Source organism: Microcoleus sp. B3-D2, assembly GCF_036705345.1.
Classification (GTDB): Bacteria; Cyanobacteriota; Cyanobacteriia; order Cyanobacteriales; family Microcoleaceae; genus Microcoleus.
Genome location: NZ_JAUBUG010000030.1, coordinates 41,358 through 58,952, shown reverse-complemented (window position 1 = coordinate 58,952; position 17,595 = coordinate 41,358). Strand labels below are relative to the sequence as shown.

Below are 17,595 nucleotides of genomic sequence, written 5' to 3'. Positions count from 1 at the left end.
TGCTGCTAGGGGGCTTGGAGAACAGTCGATCGACAATCCGCAGCTTTTTCCAGATATGGGTTCAAAAAAAAGCTCCTGCCGTTAAGCAGGAGCCTTTTTCAACTAGACCATCAAATCAGAAATAAATTCGATCGATTAGTCCAAATTAGGCATAGACAGCACTGGTTCATTTTCGCGATCGATACCCTTCTCAAAGCCAGCGACAGCCGCGCGAGCGCGACCAGCGTGCCACAAGTGGCCGACCAAGAAGAAGAAACCCATCACAAAGTGGAAACAGGACAGCCAAGAACGAGGAGAAGTGAAGTTAAACGAGTTAACTTCAGTCGCCACACCGCCCACAGAGTTCAAAGAACCCAGAGGAGCGTGAGTCATGTATTCAGCCGCGCGGCGAGCTTGCCAAGGCTGAATGTCATTCTTGATTTTGTTCAAGTCCAAACCGTTAGTACCGCGCAAGGGTTCCAACCAAGGGCCTTGGAAATCCCAGAAACGCATCGTTTCACCGCCGAAAATGATTTCGCCAGTAGGAGAGCGCATCAGGTATTTACCCAGACCGGTGGGGCCTTGTGCAGAACCGACGTTAGCACCCAAGCGTTGGTCGCGGATCAGGAAGGTCAAAGCTTGCGCTTGAGAAGCTTCCGGGCCCGTCGGGCCGTAGAATTCGCTGGGGTAAGCAGTGTTGTTGAACCAGACAAAGCAGCAAGCGATGAATCCCATCAGGGACAAAGCGCCCAAGCTGTAAGACAGGTAAGCTTCGCCAGACCAGATTAAGGCGCGGCGAGCCCAGCCGAAAGGCTTGGTCAAAATGTGCCAAACACCGCCAGCGATACAAATCAGGCCAACCCAGATGTGACCGCCGATGATATCTTCCATGTTGTTGACGCTGACAATCCAGCCTTCGCCACCAAAAGGAGAGCGAGTCAAGTAGCCAAAAATCACAGCCGGATTCAGAGTGGGGTTAGTAATGACCCGCACGTCGCCGCCGCCCGGAGCCCAAGTGTCATAGACACCGCCGAAGAACATGGCTTTAGCTACGAGCAGCAGAGCGCCGCATCCCAACAGAATCAGGTGGTAGCCAATGATATTGGTCATCTGGTTCTTGTCTTTCCAGTCGTAGCCGAAGAACGAAGAGTATTCTTCGAGAATTTCCGGGCCACGAACGGCGTGATAAATGCCGCCCAAACCGAGAACAGCAGATGAAATCAAGTGAAGAACGCCAACGACGAAGAACGGGAAGATATCCGTAACTTCACCGCCGGGGCCGACGCCCCAACCCAAAGTAGCGATGTGGGGCATCAAGATTAAGCCCTGTTCGTACATGGGCTTTTCTGGGATAAAGTGAGCGACTTCAAACAAAGTCATTGCTCCGGCCCAGAAAACGATCAAACCAGAGTGAGCGACGTGTGCGCCCAGCAGTTTGCCAGAGAGATTGATTAAACGAGCGTTGCCAGACCACCAAGCGAACCCGGAGGATTCTTGGTCGCGACCGCTTGCGTAGGAATTAGAGAGCGTTACCACGCGGTAGAACCTCCAACGATTTTAGATTTTGGATTTTGGGTTTTTTTGTTTCCCTAGTAGGGCACGGGAGTACCGCACCTGCCCCAGGGAATAGGGATGTGGATTTCATATTAGTTTAAAAAACTTAAATTAATCTGAAATCCAAATCCTGATTTTTTTAAAGTGCGTTACCGCGAGGCAGAACTTCTTCAGGGAAGATGTAGTTTTCATGAGGTTGGTCCGTAGGAGCCATCCAAGCACGAATGCCTTCGTTAAGCAGAATGTTCTTAGTGTAGAACGTTTCAAACTCAGGATCTTCAGCAGCGCGCAATTCTTGTGATACGAAGTCATAGGCGCGCAGGTTTAATGCCAAACCGACGATGCCAATGGAGCTCATCCACAAGCCTGTGACAGGTACGAACAACATGAAGAAGTGCAACCAGCGCTTGTTGGAGAAGGCAATTCCGAAGATTTGCGACCAAAAGCGGTTAGCTGTAACCATCGAGTACGTTTCTTCTGACTGAGTTGGGTTGAAGGCGCGGAAGGTGTTTGCGCCTTCGCCGTCTTCAAACAAGGTGTTTTCTACGGTTGCACCGTGGATAGCGCACAACAGCGCGCCGCCCAAGATGCCTGCAACGCCCATCATGTGGAACGGGTTGAGCGTCCAGTTGTGGAAGCCTTGCAGGAATAACAAAAAGCGGAAAATTGCTGCGACGCCGAAACTGGGGGCGAAGAACCAGCCTGATTGACCCAAGGGGTAAAGCAGGAACACCGAAACAAACACGGCGATGGGGCCGGTGAATGCTAGGGCGTTGTAGGGACGGATGCCTACCAAACGGGCGATTTCAATCTGACGCAGGCAAAAGCCTATAAGTGCGAAAGCGCCGTGGAGGGCTACGAATGTCCACAGCCCGCCGAGTTGGAACCAGCGGGTAAAGTCCCACTGTGCTTCCGGGCCCCACAGGAACAGCAGGGAGTGTCCGAGGCTGTTGGCTGGGGTGGAGACTGCTACGGTGAGGAAGTTGGCTCCTTCGAGGTAGGAACTTGCCAAACCGTGGGTGTACCAGGATGTGACGAAGGTGGTGCCTGTTAACCAGCCACCGATGGCTAGGTAGGCGCAGGGGAATAGCAGGATGCCAGACCAGCCTACGAAGACGAAGCGATCGCGTTTGAGCCAGTCGTCGAGTACATCAAAGATGCCTCTTTCGGTCTGGGCGCGTCCGACTGCGATTGTCATAAAAAAAACTGGGTAAGTGGGAAACGAGCGTGTCTTCCGACCTGAGAGGAAAACAACGCGGCGATTTCAATCGCCTTGAATCTTTCCCCTTTCGGGGTTGGAGGGGTATGGTTGCCCCTCCGATGAGGTATGGTTGCCTCAGTCTCCCTTGCGGGGTAATGTTCGCCTCGACCTGGTTATAAAGGCTTGTTAGACCTGCGACACTGTTTCAGTGACTTTAAAACTGTTTAATCGCAGGTGACAGAGCCCAAAACTGGCGTCGCATTCGCCGGTGTCGTGACCTAAATAACGTCTCCTCTTGCGAGGGGTCTGGTCAGAACAGCTTGCAATTTCTTACAAGCTCAGTGGCCTTAGCCCTTAGTTCCTGACTGCGGTAAAATCCTTTTGCTTGTTAAAAAACTAAGGTTTCTAATTAAACTTAACATAAGTATATATTAGAAGTTCAGAATTTTTCAACATAATTAGCAGGTGTTGATACACAATCCCGATCGGTCGCTGACGCGATCGCGTCAGCGAAGTGTGACGCTCGGTGGGCTAATTGAATTAAGATTTGGCTTTAAGGCTGTTTAATTTTATGACTGCAAAAACAACGACCTCGATCGATTCTGTCCTGCGCTACCCGGTTTTGGGCTCCCGCCGCTTCAGCAATTACTGGTGGGCGACGGTGGTCAGCATTGGAGGGACTGGTTTCCTGCTGTCGGGCATTTCCAGCTACTTGCACGTTAACCTCCTGCCTTTTGCTGACCCGACTCACCTTGTTTTCATCCCCCAAGGCATTGCGATGGGTTTCTACGGTGTCTGTGGCGTGCTGTTGGCGCTCTACCTGTGGCTGACTATTCTCTGGGATGTCGGTGGCGGTTACAGCGAGTTCGATCGACAAACTGGCAACATTCGGATCTTTCGCTGGGGTTTTCCGGGCAAAAACCGCAAGCTTGATTTTACTTGCAAGATATCGGACGTGCAATCTGTGCGGGTAGACATTAAAGAAGGTCTCAGTCCCCGCCGCAGTATTTATCTTAAGCTCAAAGACCGCCGTCAGTTTCCCCTGACTAGAGTCGGACAGCCGATTGCTTTGTCGGAAGTGGAAAATCAAGCAGCCGAATTGGCTCGATTTTTGCAAGTTCCCCTAGAAGGACTTTAGGGATTTTCGATTTGCGATTTTAGATTTTAGATTGGTAATGTCTCGTAGGGTGCGCCGGGCCGCGCACCTTACCTACCTGGTAAGTGAAAAAGATCGATCTGCGAGTAAGCCCGTTACCAATTTTTGAATCTATCAATTAACAATACTTCGGATAGTTTTTGATTGCCAACCGTAGAATAAGGGTTTCAAGGCTCCAATGCCTGTTCGCTACCAAAGCAAAATCGCGGGTTTCAGACTAGGAACTAAAAACAGTTCGGACTATTGAATTAAAATCTTTAGTTGCAAAGTCCGTAATTGACTCAAAGTGAAAATACAAATGCAAATGCAAATCAAAATTCAGCGGTGGTTGTTCTCACTTTTAATAATTGGCGCGTTGTTTGTCGGAGGATGCGGTAGTTCCCCTGTGGCAGACTCGACTGCGACATCGAATCCGGCGTCGGGTGAAAATATTTCTTTGTCTCCGTCTCCTTCTCCTGCTGCTGTAGCGGCGAGTTCACAATTTAGCAATTTGCCACGATTGGAAGGAAAAGCAACGGTGGTGATGACGGTTAAAGGTGCTCCAATTACGATCGAACTCGACGGCACAAATGCGCCAATTACTGCGGGCAATTTTGTCGATTTGGTTCAGAAAGGAGTCTACGACGGGCTGGTATTTCACCGAGTCGTGCGGGAACCTCAGCCTTTTGTAGTTCAGGGCGGCGACCCTCAGGGTAAAGACCCTAAATTCCCTACAGCGCGACTGGGAACTGGGGGTTTTATTGACCCAAAAACTACTACCGAACGCAGGATTCCTCTGGAAATTAAAGCTAAAGGTGCTGCCAATCCGACTTACAGCCAAACGTTAGAAGAAGCTGGGGTTAAGGAGAAACCCGTGTTGGTGCACAGTCGCGGCGCTGTTGCTATGGCTCGATCGCAGAGTCCGGATTCGGCTTCTTCTCAGTTTTACTTTACTTTGACCGATGTACCGTTTTTGGACGGCAGCTATGCGGTTTTTGGGTACGTGAAACAAGGCATGGATGTGATTGATAAGATTGAAGCGGGCGATCGCATTGAGAAGGCTACTGTTACTCAAGGTTTGGAAAATTTTAAGCCTGTTCAGTAGTCAGTAGTCAGTCGTCACTCGTCATATCAATTCCGGTTGCACGATCGAGATGATTGTTGACTGTTGACGGTTGACTCGATTTTATTATTCCGATGCAACCGGAAACGATATCAGTCGTTGGTCGTTGGCTAGTAGTTAATAATTAGTTCCAATCATAAATAACTAATGACTAATGACTAATGACTAATGACTAAAAATTTGGGAATCTGAGGGCAGATGTGGATGTTGTTGTTACGGGAATTGGCCTGGTTTCTGCTTTAGGCACTCTGGATGGTAGCTGGAAAAGATTGTTGTCTGGGGAATCAGGAATTCGACAACATCAACCTTTTATAGAACTTGAACGGCGACCTTTGGCTTTAATTGGCACAAAACCTGTCGATTTAATAACTTTAATTCGGCAGGTTTTAACAGATGCTGTGCAAGATGCTAATTTGACTTTGCCTTTGCCCGATTGCGGGATTGTGATCGGTTCTAGCCGAGGCTTCCAGGCAAATTTGGAACTGTTGGCAAGCGAAGGAAGAGGGAAGAAGGAAGAGGGAAGAGGGAAGAGGGAAGAAGGAAGAGGGAAGAGGGAAGAGGGAAGAGGGAAGAAGGAAGAGGATAGAGAATTCTCAATTACCGATTCGCCATGCCCAATGCCCAATGCCCAATGCCCAATGCCCAATTCTCAATTTGTGAATTTTTTGCCTCACATGGGGGCGATCGCAGCGGCGAGGGCAATTGGTTCGACGGGGCCGGTACTGGCGCCGATGGCTGCTTGTGCGACGGGTATTTGGTCGATCGCCCGCGCTGTTGATTTAATCCGCACCGGTGAGTGTCAGCGGGCGATCGCAGGTGCTGTCGAAGCCCCTATAACACCGCTGACTCTGGCTGGATTTAGCCGGATGGGTGCTATGGCAAACAATGGATGCTATCCCTTTGATGAAAATCGGGAAGGCTTTGTGCTCGGTGAAGGCGGGGCTTTATTTGTATTAGAATCTGCCGAGTTGGCAAGGCGTCGTGGTGCTAAAATTTACGGTCAAATTTCCGGTTTTGGCTTGACAAATGATGCTTGCCATGCTAATGCGCCGGAGCTGGGGGGGAAAAGTGCGATCGCGGCGGTAAATCAATGTTTGAAACGCAGCAATTTAGCGGCGATTGATATAGATTTTATTCATGCTCACGGTACTGCAACTGAGTTAAATGACCGACACGAAGCACTGTTAATTGAGAAGTTATTTCACCGAGGAGTTGCTGTTAGTTCGACTAAGGGGGCTACGGGTCATACTTTGGGAGCTTCCGGAGCTTTGGGCGCGGCTTTTTGTTTGATGAGCATTAAAAATCAGATGTTGCCGCCTTGCGTTGGAATGAAAAAACCGGGGTTTGAATTAGATTTTGTTCGCTGTGCGCGATCGGCTATTGTCAGAAATGCGGTTTGTTTAAGTTTTGGCTTTGGCGGGCAGAATGCTGCGATCGTTTTATCGGGCGAGCGTTAATTTTTGTAAACTCGGTCGATCGACATTTAAATTACACGATCTCTCTACAGTTAAAATCTTCTGAGGTGGCCGGAGAACCCCCCGCACATCCAATTTAAATCTCAAAAATAGTACAATACTTATGTATTTTAGTCAATTAACTGAAAATTTTGGTGAGATTGCTGCTGCTATGCTAGTCTGGCTCTGCATGCCGACGCTGATGCTTGTGTCAAAGCCTAGGAGGCTCGAAAAGAGAGGCAGATTAAAGCAGTATTGTATTTTATTAACGCACCGATGGCGATCGGCGAAAATAGAAAAAAGAAACTGTTTAAATTAAGCCTTAGGTATTTTCACATGGATCTGGCCTCTCATCGATTTATGTCTTATTTTGAACCCGAGCAAGCTGCTCACCTTTACCAAATAGCTGTTTTGGAGAGTTTTGCTCAGGAAACGCTGGTTTTTGAAGAAGGAGAAACAGCGGATTTTTTATATCTAGTTTTAGAAGGTAAAGTCGAGTTTAGCAAGCGTCTTGAAAATCATAAATATCAAACTGTTGCTGTGGCTAAGCCAGACGATTATTTTGGCGAGCTCGGAGTTTTAGACGGAGAACCTCGCAGTGCTAGAGCTGTGGCAGTTGCAGGCTCGACTTTGGCCAAAATAGCCCGTGAAGAACTAATAGCAACTCTCCAGTTTGCTAAAGGCAGTTCGGTACTGCAAATGTTTAGTTTCATTACTAAAAATTTACGAGAAACCACGGATCACTATGTTAGCCAGTTGGTACACAAACAAAAAATGGTATTGGTAGGAGAAATGGTGAGTACAATTATTCACGATTTCAAAAGTCCTTTTACCGGAATTAAACTCTCCATTGAAATGCTCAAAGAAATGCACGAAGATGAGGAAACTCAGGAGTGGTGCGAACTTATTCAATTGCAGGTTCAGCGAATGTTGGGGATGGCTGAAGAAGTGTTAGAATTTTCGCGCGGTAATTCTGTATTAAATAAAAAACCAGTTAATCTAATTCAGACGTTGCAGCATTTTGAAAAGTTGAACAGAGTTTATTGTGAAGCAGCAAACGTAGATTTGATAGTACGGGTGACAGAAGTCATAGTGGAAGCTGACGAAAATAAGATTTTGCGTGTTTTACAAAATTTAGTTGGGAATGCTGTTGAGGCTTTTGGTGGAAGAGGGGGTCGGGTGGAGATTGCGGTCAAACAAAGTGAGGAGTGGGCCGAAATTAGCATTTACGATAACGGGCCAGGCATTCCACCGACAATTAAGGAAAAGTTATTTGAACCGTTTGTGACTTATGGCAAGCGGACTGGTACTGGGTTGGGAACGGCAATTGTTAAGTCGATCGTTGAGGCTCACAAAGGGAAAATTACTTATGAGTCAGAGGACGGAAAAGGCACAACTTTTTATATCCGCTTGCCGAAAAGCATGGCTTTAGCCGATTAAAATTAAGTAGGGAGGAAGATATATACTTAGGACTTTCTCACTAATCCTCAGAGACTTGGTTGATGAGTAGATATCTTGTTATTAAACAATATTTTTATGAGAAACCGAGTTTAAGAACCTAATTCCTAATACTGTGTAGCGATTTGCAGAATCAAGTAGAATTGAATTAACGAACCGCTAAAAATCTGATGCCAGTTACTATTCAAACCTTACCCACAGAAGTTATCAATTTAATTGCCGCAGGCGAAGTGATTGACTCGATCGCCGCAGCGGTACGAGAATTAGTTGAAAATTCTCTGGATGCTGGCGCAACTCGCATCGTTGTTTCTGTGTGGCCGGAACAGTGGCGGGTGCAAGTTGCAGATAATGGTACGGGAATGGATCTGGAAAATTTGCGGCAGGCGGCTTCGCCTCACAGTACGAGCAAAATTACCACTGAAGCAGACCTTTACAAAATTGATACTTTGGGATTTCGTGGGGAAGCTTTGCACAGTTTAGCTCAGTTGGGGTGTTTGGAGGTTTTGAGCCGATCGAATGATTTGGGATTGGGGGATTTTTCGGAAAATCGAGAGTCGGCGCAAACCCCCGCCAAATCTTCCTTTAACAAGGGGGGAGTTGAAAATGCTCGATCGGGCTGGCGGGTGGTTTACAATAACGCGGGCGTTGCTGTGGAGGTGGAAACAGCGGCGATCGCTCCGGGTACGGTGGTGACTGTTGATAATTTGTTTGGCAATTGGCCAGTGCGCCGCAGTTTTTTGTCGCCGGCACAGCAAATGCGATCGATCCAATTAACCCTTCAGCAAATTGCTATTTGTCACCCGCACGTTAATTGGCAGTTGCGTCAAGGAAATACGCCTTGTTTGCACGTAACTCCTGGTAGCACAGCGGAACAACTTTTACCTCAATTCGTGCGCGGTGTGCGAGCGAGCGATTTGCAGTATTTAAAGTTAGATTTGCCGGCAAGCCCTCAAAATCAGAAAGCAGCAAATTTATTGATAGAAACTCAACTTGTTGGAGCTACAGTTAAGCCTAATTACCAATTACCAGTTGCCAGTTCCCATTTCCAAATGCCCAATTCCCAGCGTTTGGAGTTAGTAATTGGTTTGCCCGATCGGTGTCACCGCAGGCGGCCGGATTGGGTGAAAGTTGGGGTAAATCGGCGAGTTGTGCGATCGCCCGAATTAGAGCAAACTATTCTCAGCGCCTTTGCCCGCACTTGTCCGCGCGATCGCTATCCCGTGTGTTTTGTCCACCTGCAAATCTCCCCTTCGGAAATCGACTGGAACCGCCACCCGGCTAAGGTGGAAATTTATCTGCACGATCCGAGTTTTTGGCAAGCGCAAGTTAGCGCAGCAATTGCTCGTGCTTTGCATTTGAACGATGAAGTTTTGCCGCCTGCCCCAATTCCCGATCGAGTGGGAAAATTGCTGAAGGCATCGGAACAAAAAAGTGCTTACAGTGTCGGGATTTCGGCTAGGCAGAATGATGCAGGTGGCGAACAGGAAAAAGCTAATAAAATAGGATTGATGGAATTGAGGGCGATCGCTCAAGTTCACAATACTTACATTGTTGCCGAACATTCCAGCGGAATGTGGTTGGTGGAACAACACATCGCTCACGAGCGCGTTTTATACGAGCAATTGTGCGCGGATTGGCAGTTAAAATGTCTAGAAAAACCAGTGATTCTCAGTCAATTATCTGCGCTGCAAATTGAGAATTTATCCCGCTTGGGTTTGGAAGTAGAAAGTTTTGGCGAACAGCTATGGGCTGCCCGCGAAGTTCCTGAATTGTTAGCCGATCGAGATGACTGTGCGGATGCGCTTTTTGAACTCAGTAAAGTCGCAGATTTACAAGCGGCTCAAGTTGCGACTGCTTGCCGTAGCGCTATGCGAAACGGTACTCCTTTGAGTCTTTCCCAAATGCAAAATTTGTTGGATGAATGGCAGCAAACTCGCAATCCGCGCACTTGTCCTCACGGCCGCCCTATCTATTTTGCTTTGGAAGAATCGACTTTGGCTCGGATTTTTCGCCGCAGTTGGGTGATTGGTAAAAGTCACGGGATTTGAAAGTTGATTTGACATCCAAGGGCGTTCACCTCAATCTGGCTCGATTTAAAAAAAATCGTGAAGCTTTATTAAAAATAGTGGCGGATTTAGATGAAAAAACTTAGAATATATTAAAATTTAAATAATGCACTGTTTTTAATATGTTTTGGGCAACAAACCAGATGGCTGCTTCACAATAAGAAGTACCTGTTTTACAATAACCAAGGTTAATTCTACTACAAAAAATGCCTGTTTCCCAGAATAATCTTTGTTGTGGAACAGGCATCTTGCCTGTTCATGATGTGAGTACAAAAAGTAAATTAAAAATAAATCAATAATAAATATGGATTTTCCGATCGCCCGACAACTCTTTTATCGAGAAATAAACCAGCCTGATGGCTCGATCGACTTGGCGAAAGCTGCTCTTTATATGGCTTTGGAAGAATACCCAAATTTAGAGCCAGAGGAGTATCTCAACGCTCTCGACACGATCGCAGATGAAGTGCGCTCACGCCTGCCGGCACAGAATTATCCGCTGCGGATTATCCAAACTATTAACGGCTATTTATACGGGGAATTGCAGTTTGCGGGCAATGATGTTGATTATTACGACCCCCGCAATAGCTTTTTGAATGAAGTGATAGATCGGCGTACTGGCATTCCGATATCTTTATCTTTGGTTTATTTGGAGGTTGCTCAGCGCATTGATTTTCCGATGGTGGGAATTGGGATGCCGGGACATTTTTTAATTAGACCGGATTTTGAAGATGCTGGTATTTTTGTTGATGCGTTTAACGGCGGCGAGATATTATTTCCTGAAGATTGTCAAGCCAGACTTTCTCAAATTTACGGTCAACCTATGGAGTTGCAGCCGACTTTTCTCGCTCCGGTAAGTCGCCGACATTTTTTGGGGCGAATGCTGGGAAATCTGAAGGCGATTTACTTGCAACAGGGAGATGCTGTGAGGCTACTCTTGGCGATAGAACGGATTTTGCTGCTGTTTCCCGATGCGCTGGGGGAACGGCGCGATCGCGGGATTCTCTATTATCAACTGGGACGCTTGGTCGAAGCGCGCCACGATTTGGAACTATACCTGAGAAATGCTCCGAATGCTCCTGATGCTGCTAGAATTCGCCAATTGGTCGATCGGCTCGATCGGGATATGTGAACTTAAATTTGGTATCGATCACAGACTATAAGACATATTCAAGTGACACTCAATACACTGCTGCCCGACCACCAAATTTCGCTTTTATCATTTTTGCAAAGGTATGTAAAATTATTAAAAAAATAATTATAACATATTAATTGTCAATTAACACCTATCTTTTGATAGGTTGAATTTGCTTGACTTGACTGTAAAATTATAGGTCATTTACGGAAATCCCGAGTCTACTTTCCCGACTGGTACCCGCACAGATACCTGTACTCATACCCGCACAGACGAGCGATCGAAAAAGTATTTTGAAGTAAAGAGGCACAAACTCATGAACTTTCAGTTTCAACAAGGTTATCTCAACGGAATGCAACCGCTCTCAGCCCATTTAACCAAAAGAATGTTAAAGTCTTTATCATTAGGTTTGGCTCTTTTACTGGGAACAAGTGCAATATTCCTAAGCAGCGACAAAGCCTTTGCATTAGACAATCTTACCGTAAAATACGGTGCTGTTGACGTAACATTACCCATGAGCGACTTGCAAAGCTTTGCACAAACTGGCAAAGCATCATCTCAACTGCAAAGCGTTCTGAGTCTTGCGAAACAAACTCCCGAGTCGGTGCGCGAAATATTAACGCGAGAAGTGCCTTTAGATTCCCAATTAGTAGCGCGGCTGGCAACTACTTATTTTGGGGAAATTGTTTTCAAACAATTGGGCGAGGTTGCTTATGCGCCGACTGCTCGGCTTCAAAGCGTGCCCGCACTGCGCGATGCTTTAGTCGCAGCTTCCAAAGATGGCAAAATATCGCTGATTGAAGTGATGCAAAATTACAGCCCTGCGGCTTTAGAAGTTGACGGCAATCAAGCTATTGCTATCTACGAGCGAGTGATTAAAGACGTGCAAGATTTGCAAGCTTTGTATCAGAATTCCCCGGCTTTGCAAAATACCGCCGGCCAAGCGGTGAATTCTGCCAGACAAATGATTTGTCAGCCCAGTCCATCAGGAAGTGTGAAGTAAATAACTGAAATTCCAGGGAATTGGAAATTGGGAATTGGGAATTGGGAATTGGAAATTGGTGCTTTTTTTCCTATTAGCTCTTAGTTTTCAGCTATTACCAATTACCAATACTTCGGCTACGCGAGCGAACAAGTTCCCAATTACCCCTTCTCCATTACCCTTTACCCATTTTTTGAGATAGTTGCTCCGCTACCCGCTTGAGTCGGCGGAGTTGGTCTTTCATATCTTTCTGCGTCCAAGGGGCTGCAAAGCGATTGAAACCAAATCTAATTAAACGATTGGGAATTTGAAATTCAAAGCGGTTAATCAAGAGAGTTCCTTGGATTTGGGGCTGGCATTCCCAGCGATCGCATCCTTTGAAAAATCCGTCAAACCCCCACACAATTAAACCGGGTTGTCGCTCCAACACAACACTCTCTAAAGTGGGTTGCAAAACGGGAATTTTTATGATAAATAAGCTGCGACTTCCTACAGCCGTATCCCATTCGCCCTCGGGTTCGCAGCGTAGCAGGGGATTAAGCCACTTGTGCATCAAAGTTCGATCGACTATACAGCGCTCCACCAGAGTAGCAGCAGCCTGAATTTCAATGGATTGCTCGAAAACTTGACGAATTGACATGAGAACCTGCAACAACGAGGGTATTACAAAACTTTGCTTACTTTATAGTCCTTTATTTACTTGTACCGTCAATTTTTCCAGAAATTAAAAGATTGACACACTCATAAATACAGTGTATCATCTTGAATTAAAGTATATATACCGATTATGCAGTTAGTCGAAAGGCACGTCATTAAACCCAATCATAGGTTTTATCGAGAAGCCGATCGACTGTCTTGGCTGTCCAAAAATCTTTACAATAGCGCTAACTACATCTACCGTCAAAACTTTTTCGCCAGCCAACAAACAAACGCTCTGGCTGTTTATCACACGCTCAAAACAAGTCCTGATTACAAAGCACTGCCGGCAAAGGTAGCACAAAGCACGCTCGGCTTAGTGCTCAAAGCATGGACTAGCTATTATCTGGCGGTGCGGAACTATCAGGAAGACCCAACTAAATTTAAAGCCGCCCCGAAAATCCCTCATTATAAAGGTTCAAGAGAGCGAAAAAGAGAGGACGGGCGCTATGTAGTTGTATTTAATTGTCAAGCTGTCAGCAAAAGAGCCTTAAAAAAAGGATATGCTCGTCCCTCTGGGACAAATATTTGGTTGCCCTCAAAAGTCACCTCGATTCTGGAAATCCGGATTGTTCCCAAGGTAGGTTGTTATGTTGTCGAGGTGCTCTATGAAAAGTTAGAACAGCCTTTACAAGTTAATCAGAGAGTAGCTGCCATAGATTTAGGATTAAACAATCTGGCAACATTAACCTACAATGTTCCTGGGTTAGTACCGACAATCTTCGACGGACGGGCTGTTAAGTCAACCAACCAATACTGCAATCAAGTTTCATCGGCCTTGAAATCCTTGCTGCCCGCAGCCCAAAAAACCAGTAAAAAACTCGCCAAATTGTGGCACAAGCGTAACTGTAAAGTGGATTACTACTTCCACACGACGAGCTCCGCAATTATTAAAGAACTCGTCAATCATCAAATTGGCTTGCTGGTTATAGGCTGGAACCAGGATTTCAAAGATGGGATTAAGACTGGCAAGGTTAATAATCAAAATTTTGCCTGTATTCCCCATCGCCGATTCGTGCAAATGTTGCAGTACAAAGGACAGATTGCGGGAATTAAAGTTGTGTTAGTAGAGGAGAATTACACATCCAAATGTTCAGCCTTGGATTGGGAACCAATTCAAAAACATTCCGACTACATTGGCAGTAGGGTAAAAAGAGGATTGTTCAGAACCCAAACTGGACGCTTCATAAATGCCGATGTAAACGGTTCTTTGAATATTGGCCGAAAAGCAGTCGGAGATGGGTTTATCCCTAATTCGATAGAGGGTTTTGTAGTTAACCCAGTACGATTAAAAGCGTACAAACATTAAATTTAGGCAATGTCTAGATTTTGTGGAACTATTATTAAAGTTTCGTCTTCTCCCTGTCAAATATGACGTTAACCTGAGAAAAAAATGAATGAAACTTGGCAAGAAATAACTCAACCGATCTCGGGCCCAATAGCGGCTTTGTCCGATCGCATTTTGGCACAGGCCCAATCCGGGAATCCCCTGACAGATGCGGAACGCGGAATTAACAATTTCATTCAGGGCTCAAACATTGAAAATCTCCTCTGGGCCGTCGGTATCCTGCTAATTGGCTTGATAGTATCAGCCCTCGTCTCATCTGTAGTCGGGGGATTGCTCAAGAAGACTACGCTCGACAATCGGCTGGCTGCTTGGATTACCGGCCGGCCGGAAGGAGCTGGAGCCCCCCAAGTGGAAAAATGGATTTCCACAGCGGTGTTCTGGATCATTTTTATCTTTTTCCTAATTGCCTTTTTCAACCGCCTGAATCTAACGGCTGTCTCCCAACCCCTCAATACTTTTCTCAATCAAATTACCGGTTTCTTGCCGAAGTTAGCCGGCGCGCTAATTTGGTTGGGGATTGCTTGGGTGTTGGCAACTGTAGCCAAAATGGCCGTATCGCGGGCGATGCGGACTTTTAGCGTGGACGAGCGCTTGAATCAGGAGGTGGGCACTGCGTCCACTGAGCGCCCTTTGCTGCTGAGCGATACTGTGGCGAATGCGCTGTACTGGTTCATTTTTCTGCTGTTTTTGCCGCTGATTCTTGACTCACTGGAAATGCAGCAGGCTCTGCTGCCAGTTAATAATTTACTCAACCAAATTCTGGCGGCAATTCCGAAAATTCTGGAAGCTGTGCTGATTGGGTTTGTGGGCTGGCTGCTGGCTATGGTGGTGCGGCGGATTGTCACGAATCTGTTGGCTGCTGCTGGGGCGGACAGTTTGGGCGCTCGGTTTGGAATTTCGCGGACTTCGGGCGGACAATCCCTGTCGTGGATTGTCGGGACGATAGTCTATGTTTTGATTTTGATTCCAACGGCGATCGCAGCTCTGAACGCTTTGGACATTCAGGCGATTTCGCAGCCGGCAATCGCGATGCTCAACGACATTTTGGGCGCGCTTCCCAACATTTTTACAGCAGCCCTAATTCTGGCGGTTGCTTACATTTTGGGCCGCTGGATCAGCGATTTGGTGACTAATATCCTGACGGGAATTGGCTTCAACAATGTCTTTTCTTGGTTGGGAGTGCAGCCACCGAAACAGTCGCTGAGGCTACCGCCAAGTTCGATCGATCCCGACGCAACGATTCTTCAGGAACCGGAACTTCCGGCTCGCACGCCTTCGGAATTTGTCGGCATTGTGGTACAGGTGGGCATCATCCTGTTTGCTGTGGTGGCGGCTACCGACGTGCTCGGGATTCCAGCGCTGACGGCGATTGTTAGCGGTATTGTCCTGGTTGCAGGTCGGGTGCTGGCCGGTTTGGTGGTATTTGCGATCGGCTTGTATTTGGCGAATCTGGCGTTTAGTTTGATTGCCAGTTCTGGAACTCGCCAAGCGCGGCTTTTGGGCCAAACGGCTCGGATCGCGATTATTGCCTTTGTTTCGGCCTTGGCGCTGCAACAGATGGGCATTGGCAGCGATATTGTGAATTTGGCTTTCGGGCTGCTGCTCGGGGCGATCGCAGTTGGTATTGCTCTAGCTTTTGGTTTGGGCGGGCGCGAGATTGCGGCCGACCAAATTCGCGAATGGTTAGCGTCGTTTAAACAAGATAAGACGCCGCGTTTGTAATTCTATAAAAAGGCGTTTGTCAAGTACAAACGCCTTTTTTTTATAATTATCGATCTTCAAAATTGATGGTGGGTCGATCCCGACGGGCTTCATCCATAGACAGCAACTGGGTTTGGATCATTTTAGGCTTATACTCGCATCACAGTGACACAAGAGCCCTAAGCCAAAACCTCAACACGCCCGCCATGCCCAAAATCTCGGAATGCAATGGCTGCACTTTGTACCCAAACAACCCTTCCATCAATGCACCGGCAAACTAACTGAGTATTTTGCGTTTCTCCATGTCAAGGTTGTGTTGAGCGATTGGTACGAGATGAAAGCCAAAGTGCGAGCGTGATTTTGAGTTGGATGCGATCGGCGATCGAGATGGAAGATGGGCTGAGTCAAAATCCAGATGTCAACCGATTAGATAGATGCGTCGGGAGGGGGCGTAGCCATCGCTCCCAAGTACAGCTATTGACTCTTACACAGTTTAGAGAAGCGCTTTGGGCTCTTACTACTTGTTGAACTAACGACACATAGCTTGTTGGGCGATCGCGTTTTTAAGAGTGGGATTATGCGAGATCCCTCATGAGCGCGATCGATGGCTATAGGAAAGCAGCGATAGCCGACAAATCACGTCCTTAGGGTGCTACACATCACCCGCACCCTGCTTTTGGTACGGTTGGCAACACCGACCATACTTCCCCCGACGATCGCGCCGTTCAGGGTTCACTCGGCAAGGTCATCATGGCGTTGCCACAGCATTTCGGTTTCTAGGAATAGCTTTGTACGGTTTTCTTCAATGCGAATTACTCTGATTGTTTCGCACTAATTCTGGCAACTACGACTAACAAAGTGGGGTTTTCCTGACTGTTGCTCCCACTTATAAAGCGGCATCATAATAACTGTAAGCAATGAGCTTCAACCCAAACTTTCCTTATAAAGCTTTACCAATCTTTGAGGTGACAGATTATGTTGATGCGCTATTGGCAACCCTTCACGGAAATTGAAACGATCCGCGAGCAACTCGATAAAGTTTTTGACCAACGGGCAGCAACGAGAGATAACTCAGAAGCCGCTTGGATGCCAGCTCTGGAATTGGTTGATGCTGGGGACAACTTCGTATTAAAAGCGCAACTGCCTGGAATTGACCCCAAAGACGTTGACGTTCAAGTCACTCCGGAAGCAATTTCTATCTCTGGCGAGCGCCGCTACGAAAACACAGAAGAAAAACCCCGCTACGTCCGCTCAGAATTCCGCTACGGCAAATTCCACCGGGTGCTTCCCTTGCCCGCACACATTCAAAACGACTCTGTGCAAGCTGAATGCAAAGATGGCATTCTAACGCTAACCCTGCCCAAAGTGACTGAAGCCCGCAATAAAGTCGTCAAGATTAATTTGGCCGAAATTGCTGGAACTCCAGCGACTCCCGCTTTGGAACAGGCTAACCAATAACGATCGGCTGTGCTTAATTGAGTGAGGCAAATTTTCCTTTCATTGAGCCTGATTGGATTTACTTAACAACAACGGAACTGGAAAAGCTGATACCGGGAGCGACCATTGCTCCCGGTATTCTTTATTTGGGGAAGCTGAGCGAAAAGCTACCTACAACTGTCCTGAGCCCGCAGTGAATTTAGTAACGCTTACAAGGCCCGCTTCCAGTAAATTCAGGAGAGCTGGACGAGCAGAATACCCAATCGTGATCCCAGGGGCATTGAAATCCCTTGCTCATGCGTTCCACCTCCTTCATTCTTCCCAAACTT

General features: G+C 47.0%; 13 protein-coding genes. 10 read left to right on the top strand and 3 right to left on the bottom strand.

The genetic code is table 11. The annotated features are described in order from the left end of the window. Positions 1 to 135: 135 nt before the first annotated feature. Positions 136 to 1,515: a photosystem II reaction center protein CP43 gene (gene psbC / locus QUB14_RS13580; RefSeq protein ID WP_190663611.1), complete on the bottom strand. Its 1,380-nt coding sequence runs from the start codon at positions 1,513 to 1,515 to the stop codon at positions 136 to 138. A gap of 157 nt (positions 1,516 to 1,672) precedes the next feature. Next, the gene (gene psbD / locus QUB14_RS13575; RefSeq protein WP_006633757.1) at positions 1,673 to 2,731 is read right to left on the bottom strand and encodes a photosystem II D2 protein (photosystem q(a) protein); all 1,059 of its coding nucleotides are present in this window, start codon (positions 2,729 to 2,731) and stop codon (positions 1,673 to 1,675) included. A gap of 574 nt (positions 2,732 to 3,305) precedes the next feature. Between psbD and QUB14_RS13570 the strand changes: the two genes are divergently transcribed. The 7 genes from QUB14_RS13570 (at position 3,306) to QUB14_RS13540 (ending at position 12,105) form a co-directional block, all read left to right on the top strand. After that, positions 3,306 to 3,872: a photosystem I assembly protein Ycf4 gene (locus QUB14_RS13570; protein WP_190661038.1), complete on the top strand. Its 567-nt coding sequence runs from the start codon at positions 3,306 to 3,308 to the stop codon at positions 3,870 to 3,872. Between the two features lie 316 nt (positions 3,873 to 4,188). After that, positions 4,189 to 4,974 carry a peptidylprolyl isomerase gene (locus QUB14_RS13565; RefSeq protein ID WP_445251840.1) on the top strand — a complete coding sequence of 262 codons (786 nt, stop codon included), beginning with the start codon at positions 4,189 to 4,191 and terminating at the stop codon, positions 4,972 to 4,974. Between the two features lie 218 nt (positions 4,975 to 5,192). Continuing rightward, positions 5,193 to 6,449, top strand: coding sequence for a beta-ketoacyl-ACP synthase (locus QUB14_RS13560; protein WP_333217563.1), 1,257 nt, complete (start codon positions 5,193 to 5,195; stop codon positions 6,447 to 6,449). Between the two features lie 333 nt (positions 6,450 to 6,782). After that, the gene (locus tag QUB14_RS13555; protein WP_333217562.1) at positions 6,783 to 7,886 is read left to right on the top strand and encodes an ATP-binding protein; all 1,104 of its coding nucleotides are present in this window, start codon (positions 6,783 to 6,785) and stop codon (positions 7,884 to 7,886) included. A gap of 188 nt (positions 7,887 to 8,074) precedes the next feature. Next, positions 8,075 to 9,952, top strand: a complete 1,878-nt coding sequence (mutL, locus tag QUB14_RS13550; protein WP_333217561.1) for a DNA mismatch repair endonuclease MutL — start codon at positions 8,075 to 8,077, stop codon at positions 9,950 to 9,952. 322 nt (positions 9,953 to 10,274) lie between these two features. Then, positions 10,275 to 11,099, top strand: a complete 825-nt coding sequence (locus tag QUB14_RS13545) for a SirB1 family protein (protein ID WP_190736049.1) — start codon at positions 10,275 to 10,277, stop codon at positions 11,097 to 11,099. 319 nt (positions 11,100 to 11,418) lie between these two features. Next, entirely contained in the window at positions 11,419 to 12,105 is a 687-nt protein-coding gene (locus tag QUB14_RS13540; RefSeq protein WP_333217560.1) for an alpha/beta hydrolase, read from the top strand. 154 nt (positions 12,106 to 12,259) lie between these two features. Here QUB14_RS13540 and QUB14_RS13535 read toward each other — a convergent pair whose 3' ends face one another. Further along, the gene (locus QUB14_RS13535) at positions 12,260 to 12,724 is read right to left on the bottom strand and encodes an SRPBCC family protein (protein WP_190661051.1); all 465 of its coding nucleotides are present in this window, start codon (positions 12,722 to 12,724) and stop codon (positions 12,260 to 12,262) included. Positions 12,725 to 12,871: 147 nt separating this feature from the next. Here QUB14_RS13535 and QUB14_RS13530 point away from each other — a divergent pair, with 147 nt between their 5' ends. The 3 genes from QUB14_RS13530 to QUB14_RS13520 all read left to right on the top strand — a co-directional run bounded on the left by QUB14_RS13530 (position 12,872) and on the right by QUB14_RS13520 (position 17,287). Continuing rightward, positions 12,872 to 14,089, top strand: a complete 1,218-nt coding sequence (locus QUB14_RS13530) for a transposase (protein WP_333217559.1) — start codon at positions 12,872 to 12,874, stop codon at positions 14,087 to 14,089. 84 nt (positions 14,090 to 14,173) lie between these two features. Next, positions 14,174 to 15,850: a mechanosensitive ion channel gene (locus QUB14_RS13525; protein WP_333217558.1), complete on the top strand. Its 1,677-nt coding sequence runs from the start codon at positions 14,174 to 14,176 to the stop codon at positions 15,848 to 15,850. A 954-nt stretch (positions 15,851 to 16,804) separates the two neighbouring features. After that, positions 16,805 to 17,287 (top strand): Hsp20/alpha crystallin family protein, encoded by a 483-nt coding sequence (locus tag QUB14_RS13520; protein ID WP_333217557.1) that lies wholly within the window; start codon positions 16,805 to 16,807, stop codon positions 17,285 to 17,287. The last annotated feature ends 308 nt before the right edge of the window (positions 17,288 to 17,595 follow it).